The organism is Sphingomonas yantingensis (assembly GCF_014199325.1).
GTDB lineage: Bacteria > Pseudomonadota > Alphaproteobacteria > Sphingomonadales > Sphingomonadaceae > Sphingomonas > Sphingomonas yantingensis.
In genome coordinates this window covers 1-17,885 of sequence record NZ_JACIJJ010000008.1, presented here as the reverse complement: position 1 = coordinate 17,885, position 17,885 = coordinate 1, and the positions used below count along the sequence as shown (strand labels likewise).

Here is a 17,885-nt window from a genome sequence, read left to right as displayed (position 1 = left end):
GCGGAAGGCGCGGGGAACGGGCGGGAGGCCACTCGGGCACAGATCGGGCCGATCGCCGAGCCGGTGTCCGCCGTTGCACATCCTGCCCCCGAGCGGTTGACCGGCACCAATCATGCCGATGGCGGCGGCACCAACGCATTCACGCAGGGGCGCCGGATCGTATCGACGGCCTTTGTCAGGCTGGGTCCCGGCGGGCAGTTGCTGGTGACGCTGCGCGACCGCGGGGAGGTGGCGATGCGGGGCGCGGTAATGGAAGAGAAGCAGGTCTGCGGCACCGGACCGGGCGCGGCGGGCGCGCGCCGGTGCCTTCCTTACGCCGATGTCGTGGCGGCCCGCCCGGTGGATGCGCCGGTCGGCCTGCAGCCCGTCCCCGCCGACGGCGTCGCCGCGCGCGAGAGGGCCCCGGCGCGCCCGCGCGGGGGCCGGTGACGCCGGCGGCCGGCGCGGCGCCGCGCTGACCGGCGCGATCCCCGATTCCCGCCGCGCCCGAGGCCCGCGCTATTCGCGCAGCGCCTCTTCGCTCAGCCGGGTGAACGGCGTCAGGATATAGGCCATCACCGATCGCTTGTCGCCGATCAGATTGACGTCGGCGGTCATGCCCGGACCGATCGTCAGCCGCCGTCCTTCCGGATCGCGGAAGTTCTCGGCATCCGCGCGGACGCGGACGATATAGTGGCTCTCGCCGGTCCGCTCCTCGACGGTCGCATCGGGACTGATGGTGACGACGCGGCCGTCCATTCCGCCATAGACGCCGGATTCGTACGCGGTGATGTTGACGCGCGCACGCTGGCCGACGCGCACCGCGGCGATGTCCTTGGGGGCGACCAGCGCCTCGACGGTCAGCGCGTCGGCACTCGGCACCACCTCAACGATCGGCTGTCCCGCGCCGACGCTTGCGCCGATCGTCGAGACCAGCACGCGGTTGACGCGGCCGTCGACGGGGGCGGCGACGGTCGAGCGGCCGAGCCGGGCGACGAGCGCGGGCATCGCCTGACGCCGCGCGCCGAGCTCGCCCTGCGCGGCGGCGAGTTCGGTCCCCGCCTGCGCGCGCCAGGCGCCGCGGACCTGCGCCATGCTCGCGCGGGCCTCCGCGACGCTCGCCTGCGCGCGGGCGATCGCGGCAAGCGCCTGCGCCGCGTCGGTGGTCGCGACCGCGGCCGCGTTCTCGTACTGGATCAGCGTCATGCGCGGCTCGATCCCGCGCTCGACCAGGGGGCGCATCACCTCGAGCTGGCGACGCGCGCCGTCGCGGGCGGAGAGGCGCGACTGATAGGCCGCCTGCGCCTCTGCCACCGCGCGGTTCGCCTGCGCCTCGCGCGCGGCGGCGGCGGCGCTCAGGCTGGCAAGGTCGCTCATCCGCGCGGCGTGGAGCGAGCGCTCGATCGCGATCTGCTCGGCGATGTCGGGGCTCGTCGCGGGGGGATAGGTCGGCTCGCGCCCGGCGATCTCCGCCTCCAGTCGGGCGATCTTGGCCGCCAGCGCCCCGACGGTCGCCTGCGAGCTGCCGAGCTCGGCCCCCGCCTGCGTCCGGTCGAGCCGGACGAGCGGTTGCCCGCGGCGGACCATGTCGCCCGCCCGCACGAGGATCTGCGACACGATCCCGCCCTCGAGGTTGCTGAGCACCTGCAGCCGGCTTGACGGAACGACGCGGCCGGGCGCGTGGACGGTCCGGTCGAGCTTCACCACGCTGGCCCAGACGACGAAGATGACGAAGAACCCGACGATCAGCCACAGCAGCAGGTTGGACACCGCCTTCGGCCTGATCCGGTCGGTCAGGTCCTCGAGGTGCGTGTGGCGGGCGTGCTGCGGTTCGGACACGGTTTCGGTCATGCTGTCACTCATGCCACGGCACGCGGGCGCTGGAGGGCCTGGAGCACCTGGTCGCGCGGACCGTCCTGGACGACGCGGCCGCCCTCGATGACGACGATCCGCTCAACGAGGCGCAGGAGCGCGGGGCGGTGGGTGATGAGGACGAAGGTGCGGCCCTGCAACTCCTTCTCCAGCCGGGCGATCAACTGCGCCTCGCTCCCCTGGTCCATCGAGCTGGTCGGCTCGTCGAACACCACCACCTGCGGGCGGCCGGCGAGCGCGCGCGCGAGGCTGATCGACTGGCGCTGCCCGCCCGACAGTCCCTCGCCGCGGTCGGCGAGGCGCAGGTCGTAGCCGTTAGCGAGCTGCCCCATGAAGGCGTGCGTCCCCGACAGTTCGGCGACCCGCAGCATCTCCGCATCGTCGATGTGCGGCCGCTCGAGCACGATATTCTCGCGCACCGTGCCCGACAGCAGCACCGGCTCCTGCAGCGCGGTGCCGATCAGCCCGCGCATCGCCTGCGGGTCGTATTGGCGGATGTCGGTGCCGTCGATCATGACCAGCCCTTCCTGCGGCGGATAAAGCCCCAGGATCAGGCGCGCGATCGTCGATTTGCCCGACCCGATCCGCCCGAGGAGCGCGACCCGCTGGCCCGCGGGGATGACGAGGTTGAGGCCGGCGAGCGTCTTCTCGGCCGCGCCGGGATAGCGGAACTCGACGCCCTTCAGTTCGATGCGGCCCTCGAACTTCACCGGGTTGAGCGCGCCGGCGCCGGGCTCTTCCGATCCGGTCTCCATCATCGCGTTGATCTGCTTGTACGCGGCGCGCGTCGCCGACAGCCGCGTCAGCAGCGTCGCGATGGTCGCGAGCGGCTGCACCGCCCGGCCCGACAGGATCGAGCAGGCGACCAGCGCGCCCGTGGTCAATTGGTGGTCCGCGATCAGATAGACGCCGGCCACCACGGTCCCGGCATAGGCGAGCGTATTGGCCGATACCGACACGGTCGTCGCGATCGTCGAGACGAGGCGCTGGCGCACCGAGCTGTCCGAATGCTGTTCGTTCGCCGTCTTCCAGCGCCGGCCGAGGAGCCGCGCCGCGCCGCTGGTCTTGACCATCTCGAGCGCGCCGACGGTTTCCACCAGGACGCTCTGCTTGGTCAGCCCCTGGCTCATCGACTTGGCCGACAGCCGGTCGAGCGCGGGGCGCGTCAGCCAGCCCGCGCCGATCACGATCGGGATCGCGGCGAGCGGCACCCAGACGAGCGGCCCGCCCAGCAGCGCGATGAACACCAGCGTCACGACGATGAACGGCACGTCGACCAGCGCAGTCATCGTGGCGGAGGCGAAGAAGTCGCGCAGCGTCTCCAGCTCGCGCATCATGCCCGTCAGCGCGCCGGTCGAGCCCTTCTTCTGGTCCAGTCGGATCGCGACCAGTCGGCGGAACACGCGCCCGCCGATGTCGTGGTCGATGTCCGCGCCCGCCAGATCGGTGAAATAGGCGCGCAGGATCCGCAGTAGGAAGTCGAAGATGACGAGGATCACCAGCCCGATCGACAGCGCGATCAGCGAGGAGAAGGCATTGTTGGGAACAACGCGGTCATAGACGGTCATCGTGAACAGCGAGGTCACGAGCCCGAAGACGTTGATCATCGCCGCGGCGATCGCGACCTTGAGGTACGTGCCCTTGTTGCGCAGCATCGGTTCGACCAGCCACGGCGCGAAACGCGTGCGCGGGTGCTCGACCGCATGGGTGTCGGTATCGGTCATCGGGGTTCCAGCGCGGCGGGTTGGATATCAAGCGCGGAGAGCAGCCGCCCGGTGCGGGCAAGCAGCGCATAGCGCGCGGTGTCGAGCTCGATCGTGGTCTGGATGAAGCGTGCGGCGACGCCGAAATAATTGTTGTCCGCCGCCAAGAGGTCGAACAGCGTGCCGCGCGACACGCGGAACCGTTCGGCCAGCACGTCGCGCGAGCGCCGGCTCGCGAGGTAATTTTCCCGGATCGCTTCCTGCGCGTCGCTCAACGCGGCGACGTCGGCGAGCGCGATCTCGGCATCGCGGCGCACCTCGATCAGCGTGCGGCGCAACCGCGCCTCGGCCCCGCCGGCACGCGCCCGTGCCTGTCCGATCCGCTGGTCGATGCCGCCGCCGATCCGCATGCTGAGCGTCAGGCTGCCGCGGACGTCGTAATCGCGGGCGGTCTCGATGATCCCGTACCGCCCGGCATCGATCCCGGCGGAAAGCTGCGGCAGGCGGTCGCCCTGCAACGCCCGCACATCGGCGCGCGCCGCCTGGACGCCTTGCCGCGCCGCGCGGACCAGCGGCAGCCGGTCGGTCTCGCCCGGCAGCGTCGCGGCGGTGATGCCGCCCAGTGCCGGTACCGGCGCGCGCGCCAGATCGGCGGGCGCGGGCTCGCCGACGACGGCTGCATATTGCGCCTCCGCGCTGGCCAGCTGGCGGCGGAAATCGGCAAGCTGCGCCGCGGAGGAAGCGATGTAGCTGTCGACCTGCGCGATATCGCCGGTCGCCGCGGCACCCTGGCTGATCCGCGCCTCGACGCCGCGGCGGATCTCGCGCTGGCTGTTGCCGAACGCCTCGCTCAGCCGCACCAGCGTGCGGTAGCCATAGACGTTGTACCATGCCGACACCGCCTGGAGCGCAAGGCGGGTCGCGGTGTCCTCGACACTCGCCTGCGCGCCCGTGAGCCGCGCCTGCGCCGCGCGGATGCGGGCACCGGATGCGCCGAAATCGACGACCGGCTGCTGCACGCGCAGCAGCCCGTCGGTCCGCGCGCTCGGACGCGACCGCTCCAGCACGTTGCCCGGATCGTTGGAAAAGGCGCGATCGATCACCTGGAAGGTCGAGATCGACAGGTCGGCGGTCGGCAGGGTGCGCGCGCGCGCCTCGCTGCGCACCTCGCGCGCTTCCTCGACCTGCGCGCTTGCCTCGTCGAGCGAGGGGTTGCGCGTCACCGCCGCCTGAATCGCGCGCGCGAAGGTGTCGGTCGCGGTCTGGGTCCGCGCGAGTCGCAGGATCGGGTCGGCGTCGGCGTCGATGCGGAGCGGATCGCCGCTCGGCACCGGGAGCCCCCCCGCCTGCGCCTGGCGCGGCAGCGCCGTCTCGCCCGGCCCGGGCGGCAGCGTACCGCGCGGCGTGGCGGGCGCGAACGGCGCGATGCCCGGCCCGATCTGGAGCGGCCTCGGCGCCGGTGCGGGCGACAGCGGCGAGCCGGACGGCACGGGCGCGGGCACTGGCGCGGCCTGAACCGGGGGGCCGGGCGGCAGCGGGCGCGGCGTCGCCCCCTGTTGCGGGTCGGCGATCAGCGACCCTTGCGGTTGGCCGGGCGGAACCGAGGACGGGAGCGGGGCAGCAGGCGTCTGGGCAAGCGCGGGTGCCAGCGGCACGAGGAGCGCGGCGGACAGGCCGGCGCGGAAGCCCGGACGATGCGAATCGCGCCGCATCGTGCCCATCGGCATTTCCCGTTCCCGCGGCGCTACCCCCGCATTGCCGACGCCCCACAACACTCTCACGGCGTACTACCCCAATCCTCTACCGCTGCCGCCATTTTCATCGACGCGGCGACCGTCGGGAACCATTTCTTCGATAACGGGTTCTTCGCGCCGTCTTCACCCAAAATCCACCATAATGACAATCGTTACCGGTTTACGCGCAAGAATCTGTGCGCGGCGGTGCCGACGGGCAGGGGAGGCGCGGCGGACCTGTTGCGGTCAGGGGCAGATGGGGCCTTGTCGCCGCCCCCGCCGTGGGAAGGCAGGGGCGGCGAGGGCGGATCAGAGCGCGATTTCCTCGGCCTCGCTGGTCGAGGCGGCGGCCGGAGCCTTTACCTTCATCGCCGAAAAGAGCTTCGGCATGCTGGTCGCGATCCCAGCCAACCCCTTGCCCTGCAAGCCCAAGAGGCTGGCGGCGAGCTTGAACTGGCCGATCCGCGTCAGCATCGACGGGTTGCTGCCCACCCCCTGGATCATCGCCGGCGCCTGTCCCACGAGTTCGGTATTGCGGTAGATGCCGAGCGCGAGATTGCCGAGCGCCGCGGCCATCCGCTTCTTCTGCTCGGCATTCCCCGCGGCATAGGCGGCCGACAGGTCGGCGGCGCGGTCGTCGGCGCCGGTCCCCTCGGGCAGCCGCGTCGGGGTGAGCGCGGCGCGCACGCCCTGTCCGGCCAACTTCTGGTCGCCCTGCATCAGCGTGAAGCCGACGGTCAGGTCGAAGCCCGCCGGCGTCGGCGCGACGGCGATGACCGGCACGAAACAGGCGTCGGGCGCGGGCGGGCGGGCGGGCACGTAGCGGTCCCATCCGGCGACCTCGGTCTCCAGCCTGGCCAGCCTTTCGGGCATGCGCCCGTCGATCTGCGCCAGCAGCGCGCGACGGTGAAGGGGCTGGAGCAGGAGATCTCGGACGCGAAATGGCTGATCGCCGAGGTCGCGCACGCGCTCGGCGATCGGGGCTTTACGACGTCGGTGAAGCTGGAAGCGGCCTGAAAAGGCAGCACGAGATCAGTTAAGAGTTACGCCCGACGCCTTCACTCGAGCTTCGATCTCCAGAAGCGTGGATCGGTGGGCGTCCGCGGTTCGCTCCACGAGATCAGCATAGCGACTTGCGATGCTCGTCCAATTCGATCGGGCGGACGAATTGGACGCGCCTTCCAGCTCGCGGATCAGGAACGCCCCTGCCTCGTTCCCATAGGTGCGCAGAAGCGCTTCGACGCAGTCCGCGATTTCCCCTTCGCTCATTGGCTCGCCGGAGAAGGGATCGTCCATCATCATTCAGCGATTGTACCTCAAGCCTCGGGTGACGACGATCGGTATTTAGGCGAGCGCAGTGCGAAGCAGGTCCAGAGCGGTTGAAGTTAGCTCCATGTACCGCCTGCGCCGATCGTAAGGATCATCAGTCACGGTGATCAGCCCGTGGTCCTCAAGCCTCTTGATGTGTCGCAACGCTGTGGTTGAGGGGCATGCCGATGCGATACAGGACGAGCTGACGCCTACCCGTCGATCGTGCGCCTGCATCACGAGCAGATCGAGCATGATGTCCCACGCCGGCTCGCCGAAAAGGTCGAAGCTCTCGAACACTTTATCCCGGCGCCTGCGTGTTAGATACAGCTGCTCCGCCCTTCGAGCCGCCTCCGTCATACCCACGGGGATAGTGTGAACATCTTGAATGTTCGGCAGCTTTTTGACCTCGAGACTGATGGAACGCAGCCGATCGGCAATTTGCTGAATCTCGGAATCCACGAAAGGCATCGAACGCCCCTTATCGAAAGACAGTCCAGTCCCGCTCTGGTCGTTTTCGGGTGCGCCACCAATGGCGCAACGTTCCGACCAGTAGCGTGAACAGGACCGGATAGGCTGACGCTGCATGCGCCACCTTGAAGACCTGTTGTTCGTGCACGGGCGCCAGCCAGACCCCGATCTGCAATTCCGCGCCGACGATCAGAAATGCCGCGATCAGCATCGGCCAATAGCGTTCGGCATGCAGCGCAATGATCGTGATGGCGATGGCAAGCGCGCAATCGAGCACTAGGATACGGATATCGCGCGTCACCAACTGTCCTGCCGTCAGCACGAAGGCGAGATCCGCCACCGCCGTAAACAACAGAATCAGAGCCACCCACCGCTCGGGACCACCGCCGCGCCAAATGGCGAGCAACGAAATGATCCCGAGCGCAGCAAAGAAGAAGGTGGGGCTCACGCGATCCCGTGTCGGGTTATGCGACAGCGCGTAGATGCGTCTCGATCGACGCCGCCGGCGCATCGCGCTCAGCATTCGTCGTCGGTATCGTATCGCCCCACGCGTGCGGGATCAGCTCGCGCCGCTCGGCAATCTCGAGTGCCTTGGCGTGGGCACGGGCAAGGTGAAAACGCCCGCGCAGATGCAGGTTCATCGCTTCGGCGATGTCGGCATAGACTGCCTGGCTCTCCCCGAACTTCAAACCCTCGACAGCCTGCGCTGAGGCCATCAATTGCGTGTAGCTGGCCAGCGCCGCATCGCAGCCCGCCTCGGCACCGTCGAGCTTTGTGATGAACTCCAGCACGTCCCGTTTGATCATCGATTTTCCCCTGTCAGGGGTGACCTCACCGCGTTGTAATACGCGATTGAATACACCGCCCATTGTGCTCCCAGGGAAAGACCGCCGGTGAGGAGGAGCGTCAATCCAAGGATGACCGTCAGACGAAGCAGCATGGTCAGCCACTCCATCCCTCGCCCCGCCGGTGCTTCGACCGCTGGTTGCTGGGGTTCGGGTACAGGTGAAGAAGAATTTCCCTCAACCGGGTTTGATTCCCCGGGGGATGCATTTTCGAACAATTCTTGATACTTGGCGACCGCATGGCGGCGATAGATCACACCGAGGCCGGTCTTGGCTCCGTCGACATAGCCGTCGACCGTCTTGATCGAGAGCCCCAAATCGTACGCGATTTCCTTGTTGGTTTTGCCCTTGCTGGCCAGGCGCATGCAGTCGTGTTGACGCGCGGTGAGCTTGGGCAGCGTATGGGAAGGGGATCCGGTCACGAAGCGACGTTGAGCGCGGCACCAACGCTGTCGAAGCCGCGCGGGCGCGTGTCGGATTGATCCCGACCCAACCGTTCACTGATCACTCGTTGCGCCCTTCTTCGATGCAATTCGGATCGGAGTAGCATCCTTAAGGGTCAGCTAAACGTTCAGTTCCGAGTAAGAAAGGTCCAATCTGACGCAATCATATTCTGCGCAGACGCGGCGGCCCGCGACGTGTGGGACGTTGGGACCGCATTCGAACGGCAGGGCGTCGCGAAGACGCTGGCAACCGCCCTGCGCGAGATCATCGCCGAAGCTGACCGCCGGATCGGTGTGGTTCAAGCAGCGCGCCGCGACCGCTTCACGACTCGCACCAACCACGCCGCCGCCCGCGTCCGGGGCGCCTGAGGGAGCGAAGGCGGCTTGGTCTGCTGTGACGAAGCAGCGGGGGTACGGCGCTCAACCGCCACAGTTTGATCACAGGTCGGCCGTCGTTATCACGATCAAGCCCCGAACCAGCAAGTGCGCCACCATGTGCGCCCGATTTTCCGAACCCAGCTTCAGGCTGACGTTGTTGCAATGCTGATCGACCGTTCGAGCCGATATGCCGAGACAGTGCCCGATCTCCGCGGCTGAAAGGCCCTTGATGACGAGGCGGCAAACCTCTTCCTCTCTCGAGGTAAGCCTGACGTTGGGATAGAAATTCACCTTCATTTTCCTGGATCTGTTCAAGACCCAAGAGCCCCCCAAGCCTCGCGTCGGCGGGCATATCCGTAATTTTCACTAGTGGTTTCGACGAATGCGCGGAGAAGCTACGGTCGGTATCCATCCGATCGCCATAAGCGGAGCGATCAGGATGCATTCCACCCACCCCGTCAGCGATGCCATGCTGGACCGCCTCTGGCGTGAAGCCGATAACTGCTCGGACTTCATCGACGTCATGCTCCATGACCCCGGCGGTCGCTATGGCGTGGATGCACGCGACATCCTGATCGAGCTTCTCGGTGCGCTGATCGCGCTTACCGGTTCCGAAGACGACGCGATCGCCTGGCTGTTCAATTCGCGCGGCTACGCCGAAATCGTCGGGGACGATGCATACCTGAACCTTTCCGAAGGCGACTTCTGGGCATTGGTGACGCTGAGGGACTGGCTGAAAGTGATCGAGGCGCACCAGGCCGCCTGCCCCGATTTCATCGAAGCCGTCTTTCGGAAGAAGGCCGTCGACGCGGGTCTCCCGGCGTGACGGCAGGCGATGCCGGTCTGGTGCTGCTGCTCGGCGGCGCTGCTCTGTTGATGGCCGGCGAAATCCGCAAGCGACGGCGCGTCCGGATAGCTGGTGTCGCGGCCTGTCTGGCCGGATGCGCGCTTACGATCGTCAGTTTGTTCGCGTAGGGATGAGGCGTCGGGGATTGCGGCACTTCGCTGTTCGCCAAGAAGACGCTCACGACCAAATCCTAAGCTCTCGACTACCCCCTTCTCCCCCGGCCGTCGACGAACCGCTTCCTTATCGTTTCAGCGCACCCTGCGCTGCCGCCTTCCGGAAGCCGATCACGTCGGCAGGAGGACCTGGCGCCGCCCCGCGCCACCATAGGCGAAGCCGTCTTCACCTCGATTCAGCATATGGTTTGCGTGCAATTTGCTATGCAAAACGGTGGGGGGCACGTTTTGCGGAAAGTCGTGTAATCGCGCCTCAAATAGGCGTGAGTGCTGACCCTGCCCTGCAAATTCTCGCTAAATCTGGGACCCCCAGATTTACGGTATTGCGCCCAAGTTTTTCGCTATGTCAAAATGACCATTCTGACATAGCGCAAAATCGCGATCTCGGCGTCTGTCAGAGCGATTTTGCATAGTGCGGAACGCCGCACGTCAAAGGGACGATGACCCTGTCAAAACGGTGGGGGGCAGGGTCGGACGCCGTCCATCATCGTTGGCAAAGCCAGGGGCGTCCGTGGCCATGACAGCAGTGCGACAGAACGGCTGCTGCAAGCATGATGATTGAACGCGGCCAAGCCGCCGCGGATTGGCCGCGTCGCTAGCAACGGACGCGAACGACAACCGCGAGCAACACCTCGAATCGAACTAGCGATAATGTCCGCTATCGCTAGTGCGGTTGCCTTGAGCGGCACTTGCGGGCATCGTCGCGGCCGATGAGCGCGCTGATTCCGATCCTTGCCGAGATGCCGGTTTCGGTCGACCCGATGGTCGTCGATGCCGCGCGCCGAGCGATGAGCGAGAATAGCTGGCGGGCGCTTCGGGCCGATGCGCGGATCTTCGGCGCGTGGTGCGGCGCGCGCGGGTTCGTCGCGGTGCCGGCACTGCCAGCCACCGTCGCGGGGTTCCTGCGCGAGCAGGCGGCGGCGGGGAAGAAGGCGGCGACGCTGGCGCGCTACACCGCGTCGATCGCGCGGCTCCACGCGCTTGCCGATCAGCCCGATCCGACGCGCACCGAACTCGTCCGCCTCGAACTGAAGGCACAGCGCCGCGCGCTCGGCGTGCGGCAGCGTCAGGCGCGCGGCCTGCGCTTTCGCGGCGAGGTCGCCGATCCGCTCGCCGCCGCCGGGCCGGTGGGCGTGTGCGTCGAGGCGATGCTGGCCGCCGCGGGCGAGGATGCGGCGGGCACGCGCAACCGCGCGCTTCTGTCGCTCGCCTTCGACACGGGGCTGCGCCGGTCGGAGATCGTCGCGATCGGGTGGGGCCATGTCGAGCGCGGCCATGGCGGCGGCGGGCGGCTGTTCGTGCCGCGGTCGAAGGCGGATCAGGAAGGGGCGGGCGCCTATGCCTATCTCTCGGCGCGCACGATGGCGGCGCTGGCGGACTGGCGCGCGCTCTGCGGCGGGGCGCGAGAGGGGCCGGTGTTCCGCCGCCTGCACCGCGCCCGCGATCAGGCGGGAACCTCGATCTGGACGGTGGGGACGCGCCTGACCGCGCAGTCGGTGACGCTCGTCTATCGCGCGATGCTCGACGCCGCGCACGATCAGGGGCTGCTCGGCATGATCGACGCGGCCGACTACGACGCGTGGCGGCGCGCGCTCACTGCGCATTCGACGCGGGTGGGGCTGACGCAGGACCTGTTCGCGAGCGGTCAGGACCTGGCCGGGATCATGCAGGCGCTGCGCTGGAAAAGCCCCGCGCAACCCGCCCGCTACGCGCAGGCGCTGGCGGTCGAGGCGAATGCCGCGGCGAAGGTGGTCGGCAAGCTCTAGCCCCTCACCCCCGCGCCAGCGCGATCAGCGCGGCGAGGCCGTTGGCGCCGGTCTTGGCGAGCACGGCGGCGCGGTGGTCCTCGACGGTTTTGGTCGACAGGCCGAGGCGGTCGGCGACGACCTTGTTCGGATGCCCCTCTGCAAGCAGGTCGAGCACCTGCCGCTCGCGCGGGGTCAGCTTCGCCGTGCGGTCGCGCGCGGCGCGGCGGCGGATGCTCCAGGCAACGCCCTCGGTCACCGCGGCGATCAGGCGCGCTTCATCGATCGGCTTTTCGAGATAGTCGAGCCCGCCATAGCGGCGCACCGAATCGACCGCATTGGCGGTGGTCGGCCACGCGGTCATGAAGATGATCGCCGCCGCCGGATCGACCGCGCGGATGCGGTCGGCAAAGGCGAAGCCGTCGATGTCGCCCATCATCACGTCGGTGACGATGCAATGCGCGGGCGCGTCGGCATAGACGGGCAGGAGGATCGCGGGGTCGAGGAACGGCTCGGCGGCAAAGCCCTGGCGCCGGAGCAGCCGCGCGACGCTGGCGCCCAGGTCGCGGTCGTCGTCGACGACATAGATGACGGGTGCGTCGCTCATGCCTCGGCTCCGATCAGCGGAAGCGTGACGACCGCACGCACGTCGGCCCCGTCGCGCACGATCGTCAGGCGGCCGCCATGCGCCTCGACGATGGCCCGCGCGACGAGGGTGCCGACGCCCATCCCGGCATGGGCGGGCGCATTCGCGGCGCAGCGATTGGTGACGAGGATGATCGCCTTGCCCGCCTCGGCGTTCGCCGACAACGCGATCTCGCCGTCCGGACCGCAGGCCTGCACCGCGTTGCGGATGAGGTTGACCACCGCCTGTGCCAGCTCGACCTCCTGCGCCATCACCGCCAGCGCCGGATCGGGCGCGGTGACGGCGAGGCGGGCACCCGCAGCCTGTACCTCGGAGGCGGCAAGCGCGCCGACGCTTTCGATCAGGTTCGCGAGCGGCAGCGCCGACGGCTCGTCCACCGCGCGCCCGCCATAGCGGCGAAGCCGGCGGACGAGGTCGGAGAGGTGCGCCGCCTTGCGGTCGATCAGCGCCGCGGTCGCCGCGGTCTCGGGATCCGCGCTGACGGTCAGTTCGTGGAGATGCTTCGCCTCGATCGCCAGCGTCGAGAGCGGCTGCGAGATTTCATGGATGACCGCGACCGACATCGCACGCAGCGTCTTCAGCCGGTCGGCCTGAAAGAGCAAGCGATCGCGCCGCGCCAGGTCGGCGCGCGCCCGCCGCTGCGCATCGTGAAAGCTGCCCGCTAGATAGCCGGCGACGACCACGCTGGCGAGGCCGAGGTGAAATTGCAGCCGTGCGGGCGTGTCCATCGCCCCCGCCGTCTGCGGCAACAGCATCGCGCACACGGCGAGGAGCGCGAACCAGGCGGGCACCCGCCCGAAGCGCAGGCCGATCCACGCGACCGAAATCAGGCTCGGCGCGGATTGCGAGCCGAGGCCGAGCCAGCCCAGCGTCTCCCCCGCCACCGCGCCCAACACCAGCGCGGCGATGCTTTCGGCGACCGGCCCCGGGCGCGGGCGCGGCAGGGGCCCATGCGCGCGGCCCGACAGGCGATCGGCGACCCACAGCACCGGCGGCGCGATCAGCAGCGCGCCGAGTACGTCGCCCACGGTAAAGGCGGCAATCGACAGCCCGATCTCGCGCGCGGTGACGACGCCGGTCAGGTCGCCGCGCAGCATCGCCTGCGGCACGGTGAACAGCGCGGCGATCAGCGGCGCGGCGACGCTCGCCACCGCGAACGGCATCGGCGCGGCAAGCGCGGCGATGCCGCGGGTCTTGTCCTGCGGCATCAGCCGGCGGACCAGCCAGACCGTCCCGCCATAGGCAAGCACCGGCCGCACCACGCCCAGCCACCCGATCAGCGCGTCGGACCCGGTCATCGGCACCGCGCCCGTCGCGAAATCGACCGCAAGCTCGATCGCGCACAGGGGCAGCGTCCAGACCGCCCCCATCCGCCAGAGCAGTGCGAGGCGTAGCCCCGCCGCGGGGAACCACAGCGAGTAATAGCCCGCCCCGCCCCACGCACTCGCCGCCCCATGCGTCAGCGCAAAGCCGAGCGCATAGAGCGCCAGCACCCCCGCGGCGCGAACGGCCGGGCGGTCGGTCGGAACGTCGAGCCGATCGGCGACGAGCGAGGCGCTATGGATGTTCACGCTTGCGGCTTTGCCGCGTCCTGCCGTGCCCACCAACCCGGAGAATACCCGGATGGGGCGACGGCCCCGACAGCCGCATCAGACCGGGAGTTCGTCGCGATGGAATGTTCCCCCACCCGCCCTCCCCTGCCCGCCCCGGCACATCCCGGGTTTTCCCCGGGGAAACATCAGCGGCGCTGCCGCTCGGCGAGGGCGTCGACCAGGCTGCGGCGTTCGTGGACGATCGCGAAGATCGTCACGACGCCCTCGCCGACGCTCCTCTCGTCCACGTCGTAGAGCAGTCGCCAGGCGCCGACGGGCATCTGGCGAATCGTCTCGTCGAGGTCGGCGAGCGGGGCGGGCACGCTGCCGCGGGCCGGGAACGCCTCGAGCGTGTCGATTCGGGTCGCAACCTCGCCTAGAAAGCGGTCGGCGGCATCGACGCCGGCATTGAGGACGAGCCAGCGGCGGACCTGCTCCAGATCGGCCTCGGCGGCGCCGGTGACATCGACGCGGTAGCGGATCACTGGCCGGCGCGGGTACGCTCGCGAAGTGCGGCGATGGCGTCACGCGCGGGCCGGACGCGGCCCTCGCGCGCATCCTCGCGCCCGATCGCGGCGAGCTTCAGGAGCGCCAGCGTCTCCTGCGCTTCCTCATAGCTGGCGATATCGATCACCACCGCCTTGGCCTCGCCATTCTGGGTGATGACGTAGGGCGTGCGATCCTCGGCAACGTTGCGCAATACCTCGGCGGCGTGCGCCTTGAACCAGCTCACCGGCCGCACACGTTCCAACATGCCCATATTCGGACCCTCCATCAGACCCGAATATGGGTCAGACGACACCAGATCGCAAGCATTGCTTGCGGTGTTGAAGCTTTTGGCGCAGGTTCCTCGCGCATTACCTTCAATCGGCAGGCGGGCTTACGCAATGGATGCAATCACAAGCCAGATCGGCGATCTTGCCGATGCGGGCGAGCGGATGATCGAGCGGCTACGGCGCAAGGCGTTCCTGCCCGAAAGCCGCAAGGGCCTCAACGTCCGGTTCGGGATCGCGGAGGCGGCGCAATTGCTCGGCTGCTCGACCAATCGCATCCGCATGGCCGAGGAGGACGGCCGCCTGCCCCCTGCCCCCGCGGGCGAGAACGGGCGGCGACTCGGCTACACAGTCGAGGATTTGCTCAACATGCGCGAGGTACTGGGCGCCTCCCCTGCCCGCGCGCCCCTCGACGTGCCGGCGATCATCGCGGTCCAGAACTTCAAGGGCGGGGTCGGCAAGTCGACGGTGACGACGCACCTTGCCCATTATTTCGCGGTGCAGGGGTACCGCGTGCTGGTGGTCGATTGCGACAGCCAGGCGACGACGACGACGCTGTTCGGCTTCAACCCGCATTTCAACATCACGCGCGAGGAAACGCTCTACCCCTATCTGTCGATCGACCCGACGCAGGCGGACCTCCTTTATGCCGTCAAGCGGACGCCGTGGCCGAACGTCGACCTCATCCCCTCGAACCTCGAGCTGTTCGACGTCGAATATGAGCTGGCGGCGGCGGGGTCGGAGGGGCAGTCGGTGCTGGCGACCCGGTTCCGCAAGCTGAAACAGGGGCTGGCCGACCTTGCGCGCAATTACGACGTGGTGCTGCTCGACCCGCCACCCGCGCTCGGCACGATCAGTCTTGCCGTCATGCAGGCGGCGAATGCGCTGCTCGTGCCGCTGGCGGCGACGACGCCCGATTTCTGCTCGACCGTCCAGTTCCTGTCGATGATGGACCAGGTGCTGCAACAACTGGGCGAGGCGGGAATCGCGGTCGATTACAGCTTCGTCCGGCTGATCTGTTCGAAGTTCGACAGCAACGATCCTAGCCACGCGATGGTGCGCGCGATCATGGAACAGAGCTTCGGCGCGGCGCTGCTGCCCGTCCCGATCCTCGAATCGGCCGAGATCAGCCACGCGGCGATGCGGATGATGACGGTCTATGAGCTCGAAAAGCCGATCGGCACGCCCAAGACGCACAAGCGATGCCGCGAGAATCTGGACGAGGCGATGGGCCAGCTCGAACAGCTCGTCCGTCAGGGCTGGGGCCGGGTCGCGCCGGCGGCGGCAGAGGACGTGCTCAATGCCGCGGCCTGATTCCCTGTCCTACAGGCCCGTGTTCTTTCTATGTTCCGCGCCGGAGATGTCCCGTGGCACGTAAGCAATCCGATTATCTCGCCGCCCTGCTGGCCGACGAGCCCGTCGTCCCGGACGCGGTGGCGACGCCCCCTGCCCCCGAACCCATGCGGGTGCGCGGCGGCTCGCTCCTCGCGCGCGAATCGGCGCTGGCGCGGGTCGCGTCGGGCGAGGTGCGGCAGGTGACGCAGCTGCTGCTCGATCCGGCGCGGGTGCGGATCTGGCCGGGCAATGCGCGATCCTATGCGCACCTGACCGAGGCGGGGTGCCGCGAGCTCATCGATTCGATCATCGCCGAGGGCGGGCAGAAGGTCCCCGCGGTCGTCCGCCGGATCGAGGGCGATCCCGACCACGAGTTCGAGGTGATCGCCGGCACCCGCCGCCACTGGTCGATCAGCTGGCTGCGCGCGCACAGCTATCCCGAGATGCAGTTCGTGGCGCAGGTCGCGGTGCTCGACGACGAGGCCGCCTTCCGCCTCGCCGACCTCGAGAACCGCGCGCGCCAGGACGTGTCCGACCTCGAGCGCGCGCGCAACTATGCCGCCGCGCTCAAGAGCCATTACGGCAACCACCTGACGCGGATGGCCGAGCGGCTGAAGCTGTCGAAGGGCTGGCTGTCGAAGATGATCAAGGTCGCGGGGATCCCCGACGGCGTCATCGCCGCCTTCGCCTCCCCCGCCGAGGTGCAGCTGAAGCCCGGCTATGCGCTCGCTCAGGCGCTGGACGACAAGGAGGCGGCGCGCGCGATCCTCGCAGCCGCGCGAACGATCGAGAAAGAACAGGCGGCGCGGCGCGAGGCGGGGCAGCCCCCCTACCCCGCCGCCGCCGTTCTGCGCCGGCTGATGGATGCGCCGAATGCCGATAGCGACGACGGCCCGGCCCCGTTCGTCTGGACGACGCCGCATGGGCGGCCGGCGCTCAGCGTTCAGTCGGTCAACCGGCAGGGGGTGACGATCCGGCTGCATGCCGGGTCGGGCGCGGATGTGAACGACCTCGCCAATGCGCTGCGCGCCGCGCTGGCGCAGCTTGAGGCCGAGGGGCGGGGGCTGATCCGGTGAAGACGCGCGCCGTGTTTCCCCGGGGAAACGGCCCTGCCCTGCCCCGCCTGTTTCCCCGGGGAAACAGCGCATGAGCCGCGCCGAACGCCAGCGGATATCCGAACAGTTCGACCTGTTCCTTCCCTATCTCGCCGACCTGCCGCTGCGCGACCAGCGCGAGATGATGGAGCGGCCGTTCTTCAGCCTTGCCAAGACCAAGCGCGTGAAGCCGATCGATTACCGCAGCCCCGACGGCAAGCTGTGGGTGCACGTGTCGGGCAATCCCGATTACGGCATGGCGACGATCTGGGACGCGGATATCCTCATCTATTGCGCGAGCGTGCTGGCCGACATGGCGCGCCGCGGCATCAACGACGTGCCGCGCAAGCTGCACCTGATGCCCTATGACCTTTTGCGCGCGATCGGGCGGCCGACGACGGGGCGCGCGTATGAGCTGCTCGGCCAGGCGCTCGACCGGCTCGTCTCGACCACGGTCAAGACCAACATCCGCGCCGAAAACCGGCGCGAGGCGACGTTCAGCTGGCTCGATGGCTGGACGCAGCTGGTCGACGAAAAGACCGAGCGGTCGCGCGGCATGACGATCGAATTGTCGAACTGGTTCTGGGAAGGCGTGCTGATGCAGGGCGGCGTGCTCAGCATCGACCGCGCCTATTTCGACCTGACCGGCGGGCGCGAGCGCTGGCTCTACCGCGTGGCGCGCAAGCATGCCGGCGGCGCGGGCGAGGCGGGCTTCGCCATCTCGATGCCGACGCTGTTCGAGAAGTCAGGGGCCGAGGGGCAATATCGCCGCTTCAAGTTCGAGATCGCCAAGATCGCCGAGCGCGACGAGCTGCCCGGCTATGCGCTGTCGATCGAGACGCCCGCGGGCAAGCGCGAGCCGAGCCTCAGGATGCGCCGCCGCGCCGATGCCGAGCGGCCGGTGCGGTCGGTGACGGACGCGACGACCGCGAAGGCGCCCCCTGCCCC

20 protein-coding genes are annotated in these 17,885 nt (G+C 68.7%); 6 read left to right on the top strand and 14 right to left on the bottom strand.

All coding sequences use genetic code 11. From position 1 onward, the window contains the following. The first annotated feature begins 63 nt into the window (after positions 1-63). The gene (locus FHR19_RS17275) at positions 64-429 is read left to right on the top strand and encodes a hypothetical protein (RefSeq protein ID WP_184031162.1); all 366 of its coding nucleotides are present in this window, start codon (positions 64-66) and stop codon (positions 427-429) included. A 69-nt stretch (positions 430-498) separates the two neighbouring features. Here the strand turns inward: FHR19_RS17275 and FHR19_RS17270 are convergent, their stop codons facing one another. The 10 genes from FHR19_RS17270 to FHR19_RS17220 form a co-directional block, all read right to left on the bottom strand. Further along, positions 499-1,830, bottom strand: a complete 1,332-nt coding sequence (locus tag FHR19_RS17270; RefSeq protein WP_184031161.1) for an HlyD family type I secretion periplasmic adaptor subunit — start codon at positions 1,828-1,830, stop codon at positions 499-501. 8 nt (positions 1,831-1,838) lie between these two features. Next, entirely contained in the window at positions 1,839-3,575 is a 1,737-nt protein-coding gene (locus FHR19_RS17265; RefSeq protein WP_184031160.1) for a type I secretion system permease/ATPase, read from the bottom strand. Further along, entirely contained in the window at positions 3,572-5,281 is a 1,710-nt protein-coding gene (locus FHR19_RS17260; protein ID WP_184031158.1) for a TolC family protein, read from the bottom strand. Before FHR19_RS17260 ends, FHR19_RS17265 begins: the two co-directional genes overlap by 4 nt. A 315-nt stretch (positions 5,282-5,596) precedes the next feature. Then, positions 5,597-6,160 carry a hypothetical protein gene (locus tag FHR19_RS17255; RefSeq protein WP_184031156.1) on the bottom strand — a complete coding sequence of 188 codons (564 nt, stop codon included), beginning with the start codon at positions 6,158-6,160 and terminating at the stop codon, positions 5,597-5,599. Positions 6,161-6,319: 159 nt separating this feature from the next. After that, positions 6,320-6,586, bottom strand: coding sequence for a hypothetical protein (locus FHR19_RS17250; protein WP_184031154.1), 267 nt, complete (start codon positions 6,584-6,586; stop codon positions 6,320-6,322). A 45-nt stretch (positions 6,587-6,631) separates the two neighbouring features. Then, the gene (locus tag FHR19_RS17245) at positions 6,632-7,057 is read right to left on the bottom strand and encodes a helix-turn-helix domain-containing protein (RefSeq protein WP_184031152.1); all 426 of its coding nucleotides are present in this window, start codon (positions 7,055-7,057) and stop codon (positions 6,632-6,634) included. Between the two features lie 19 nt (positions 7,058-7,076). Then, positions 7,077-7,589 carry a hypothetical protein gene (locus FHR19_RS17240; RefSeq protein WP_184031150.1) on the bottom strand — a complete coding sequence of 171 codons (513 nt, stop codon included), beginning with the start codon at positions 7,587-7,589 and terminating at the stop codon, positions 7,077-7,079. Beyond that, positions 7,531-7,857 carry a hypothetical protein gene (locus tag FHR19_RS17235; RefSeq protein ID WP_184031148.1) on the bottom strand — a complete coding sequence of 109 codons (327 nt, stop codon included), beginning with the start codon at positions 7,855-7,857 and terminating at the stop codon, positions 7,531-7,533. The genes FHR19_RS17240 and FHR19_RS17235 overlap by 59 nt, the downstream gene beginning before the upstream one ends. A gap of 11 nt (positions 7,858-7,868) precedes the next feature. After that, positions 7,869-8,333, bottom strand: a complete 465-nt coding sequence (locus FHR19_RS17230) for a LuxR C-terminal-related transcriptional regulator (protein WP_184031145.1) — start codon at positions 8,331-8,333, stop codon at positions 7,869-7,871. Positions 8,334-8,792: 459 nt separating this feature from the next. Further along, positions 8,793-9,023 (bottom strand): LuxR C-terminal-related transcriptional regulator, encoded by a 231-nt coding sequence (locus tag FHR19_RS17220; protein ID WP_343053324.1) that lies wholly within the window; start codon positions 9,021-9,023, stop codon positions 8,793-8,795. 148 nt (positions 9,024-9,171) lie between these two features. On the opposite strand from FHR19_RS17220, the gene FHR19_RS17215 reads away from it, so the two are divergent. Beyond that, entirely contained in the window at positions 9,172-9,558 is a 387-nt protein-coding gene (locus tag FHR19_RS17215) for a hypothetical protein (protein WP_184031138.1), read from the top strand. Positions 9,559-10,462: 904 nt separating this feature from the next. Beyond that, positions 10,463-11,518, top strand: coding sequence for a tyrosine-type recombinase/integrase (locus FHR19_RS17210; RefSeq protein WP_184031134.1), 1,056 nt, complete (start codon positions 10,463-10,465; stop codon positions 11,516-11,518). Between the two features lie 4 nt (positions 11,519-11,522). Here the strand turns inward: FHR19_RS17210 and FHR19_RS17205 are convergent, their stop codons facing one another. From FHR19_RS17205 to FHR19_RS17190, 4 genes are all read right to left on the bottom strand, one after another. After that, a complete protein-coding gene (locus FHR19_RS17205; protein WP_184031132.1) occupies positions 11,523-12,104 on the bottom strand; it encodes a response regulator transcription factor in 582 nt (193 codons plus the stop codon). Then, on the bottom strand, positions 12,101-13,714 hold the full coding sequence (locus tag FHR19_RS17200; RefSeq protein WP_184031130.1) for a sensor histidine kinase: 1,614 nt from the start codon (positions 13,712-13,714) through the stop codon (positions 12,101-12,103). Before FHR19_RS17200 ends, FHR19_RS17205 begins: the two co-directional genes overlap by 4 nt. Positions 13,715-13,881: 167 nt before the next feature. Then, a complete protein-coding gene (locus tag FHR19_RS17195; RefSeq protein WP_184031128.1) occupies positions 13,882-14,220 on the bottom strand; it encodes a type II toxin-antitoxin system RelE/ParE family toxin in 339 nt (112 codons plus the stop codon). Continuing rightward, positions 14,217-14,495, bottom strand: coding sequence for a type II toxin-antitoxin system Phd/YefM family antitoxin (locus FHR19_RS17190; protein WP_184031126.1), 279 nt, complete (start codon positions 14,493-14,495; stop codon positions 14,217-14,219). Before FHR19_RS17190 ends, FHR19_RS17195 begins: the two co-directional genes overlap by 4 nt. A gap of 127 nt (positions 14,496-14,622) precedes the next feature. On the opposite strand from FHR19_RS17190, the gene FHR19_RS17185 reads away from it, so the two are divergent. The 3 genes from FHR19_RS17185 to FHR19_RS17175 all read left to right on the top strand — a co-directional run. Next, positions 14,623-15,822, top strand: coding sequence for an AAA family ATPase (locus tag FHR19_RS17185; RefSeq protein ID WP_184031123.1), 1,200 nt, complete (start codon positions 14,623-14,625; stop codon positions 15,820-15,822). A gap of 53 nt (positions 15,823-15,875) precedes the next feature. Next, on the top strand, positions 15,876-16,919 hold the full coding sequence (locus tag FHR19_RS17180) for a ParB/RepB/Spo0J family partition protein (RefSeq protein ID WP_184031120.1): 1,044 nt from the start codon (positions 15,876-15,878) through the stop codon (positions 16,917-16,919). A 70-nt stretch (positions 16,920-16,989) separates the two neighbouring features. Further along, positions 16,990-17,885, top strand: an 896-nt coding sequence (locus tag FHR19_RS17175; RefSeq protein WP_184031118.1) for a replication initiator protein A, incomplete at its 3' end; no start/stop codon positions are given.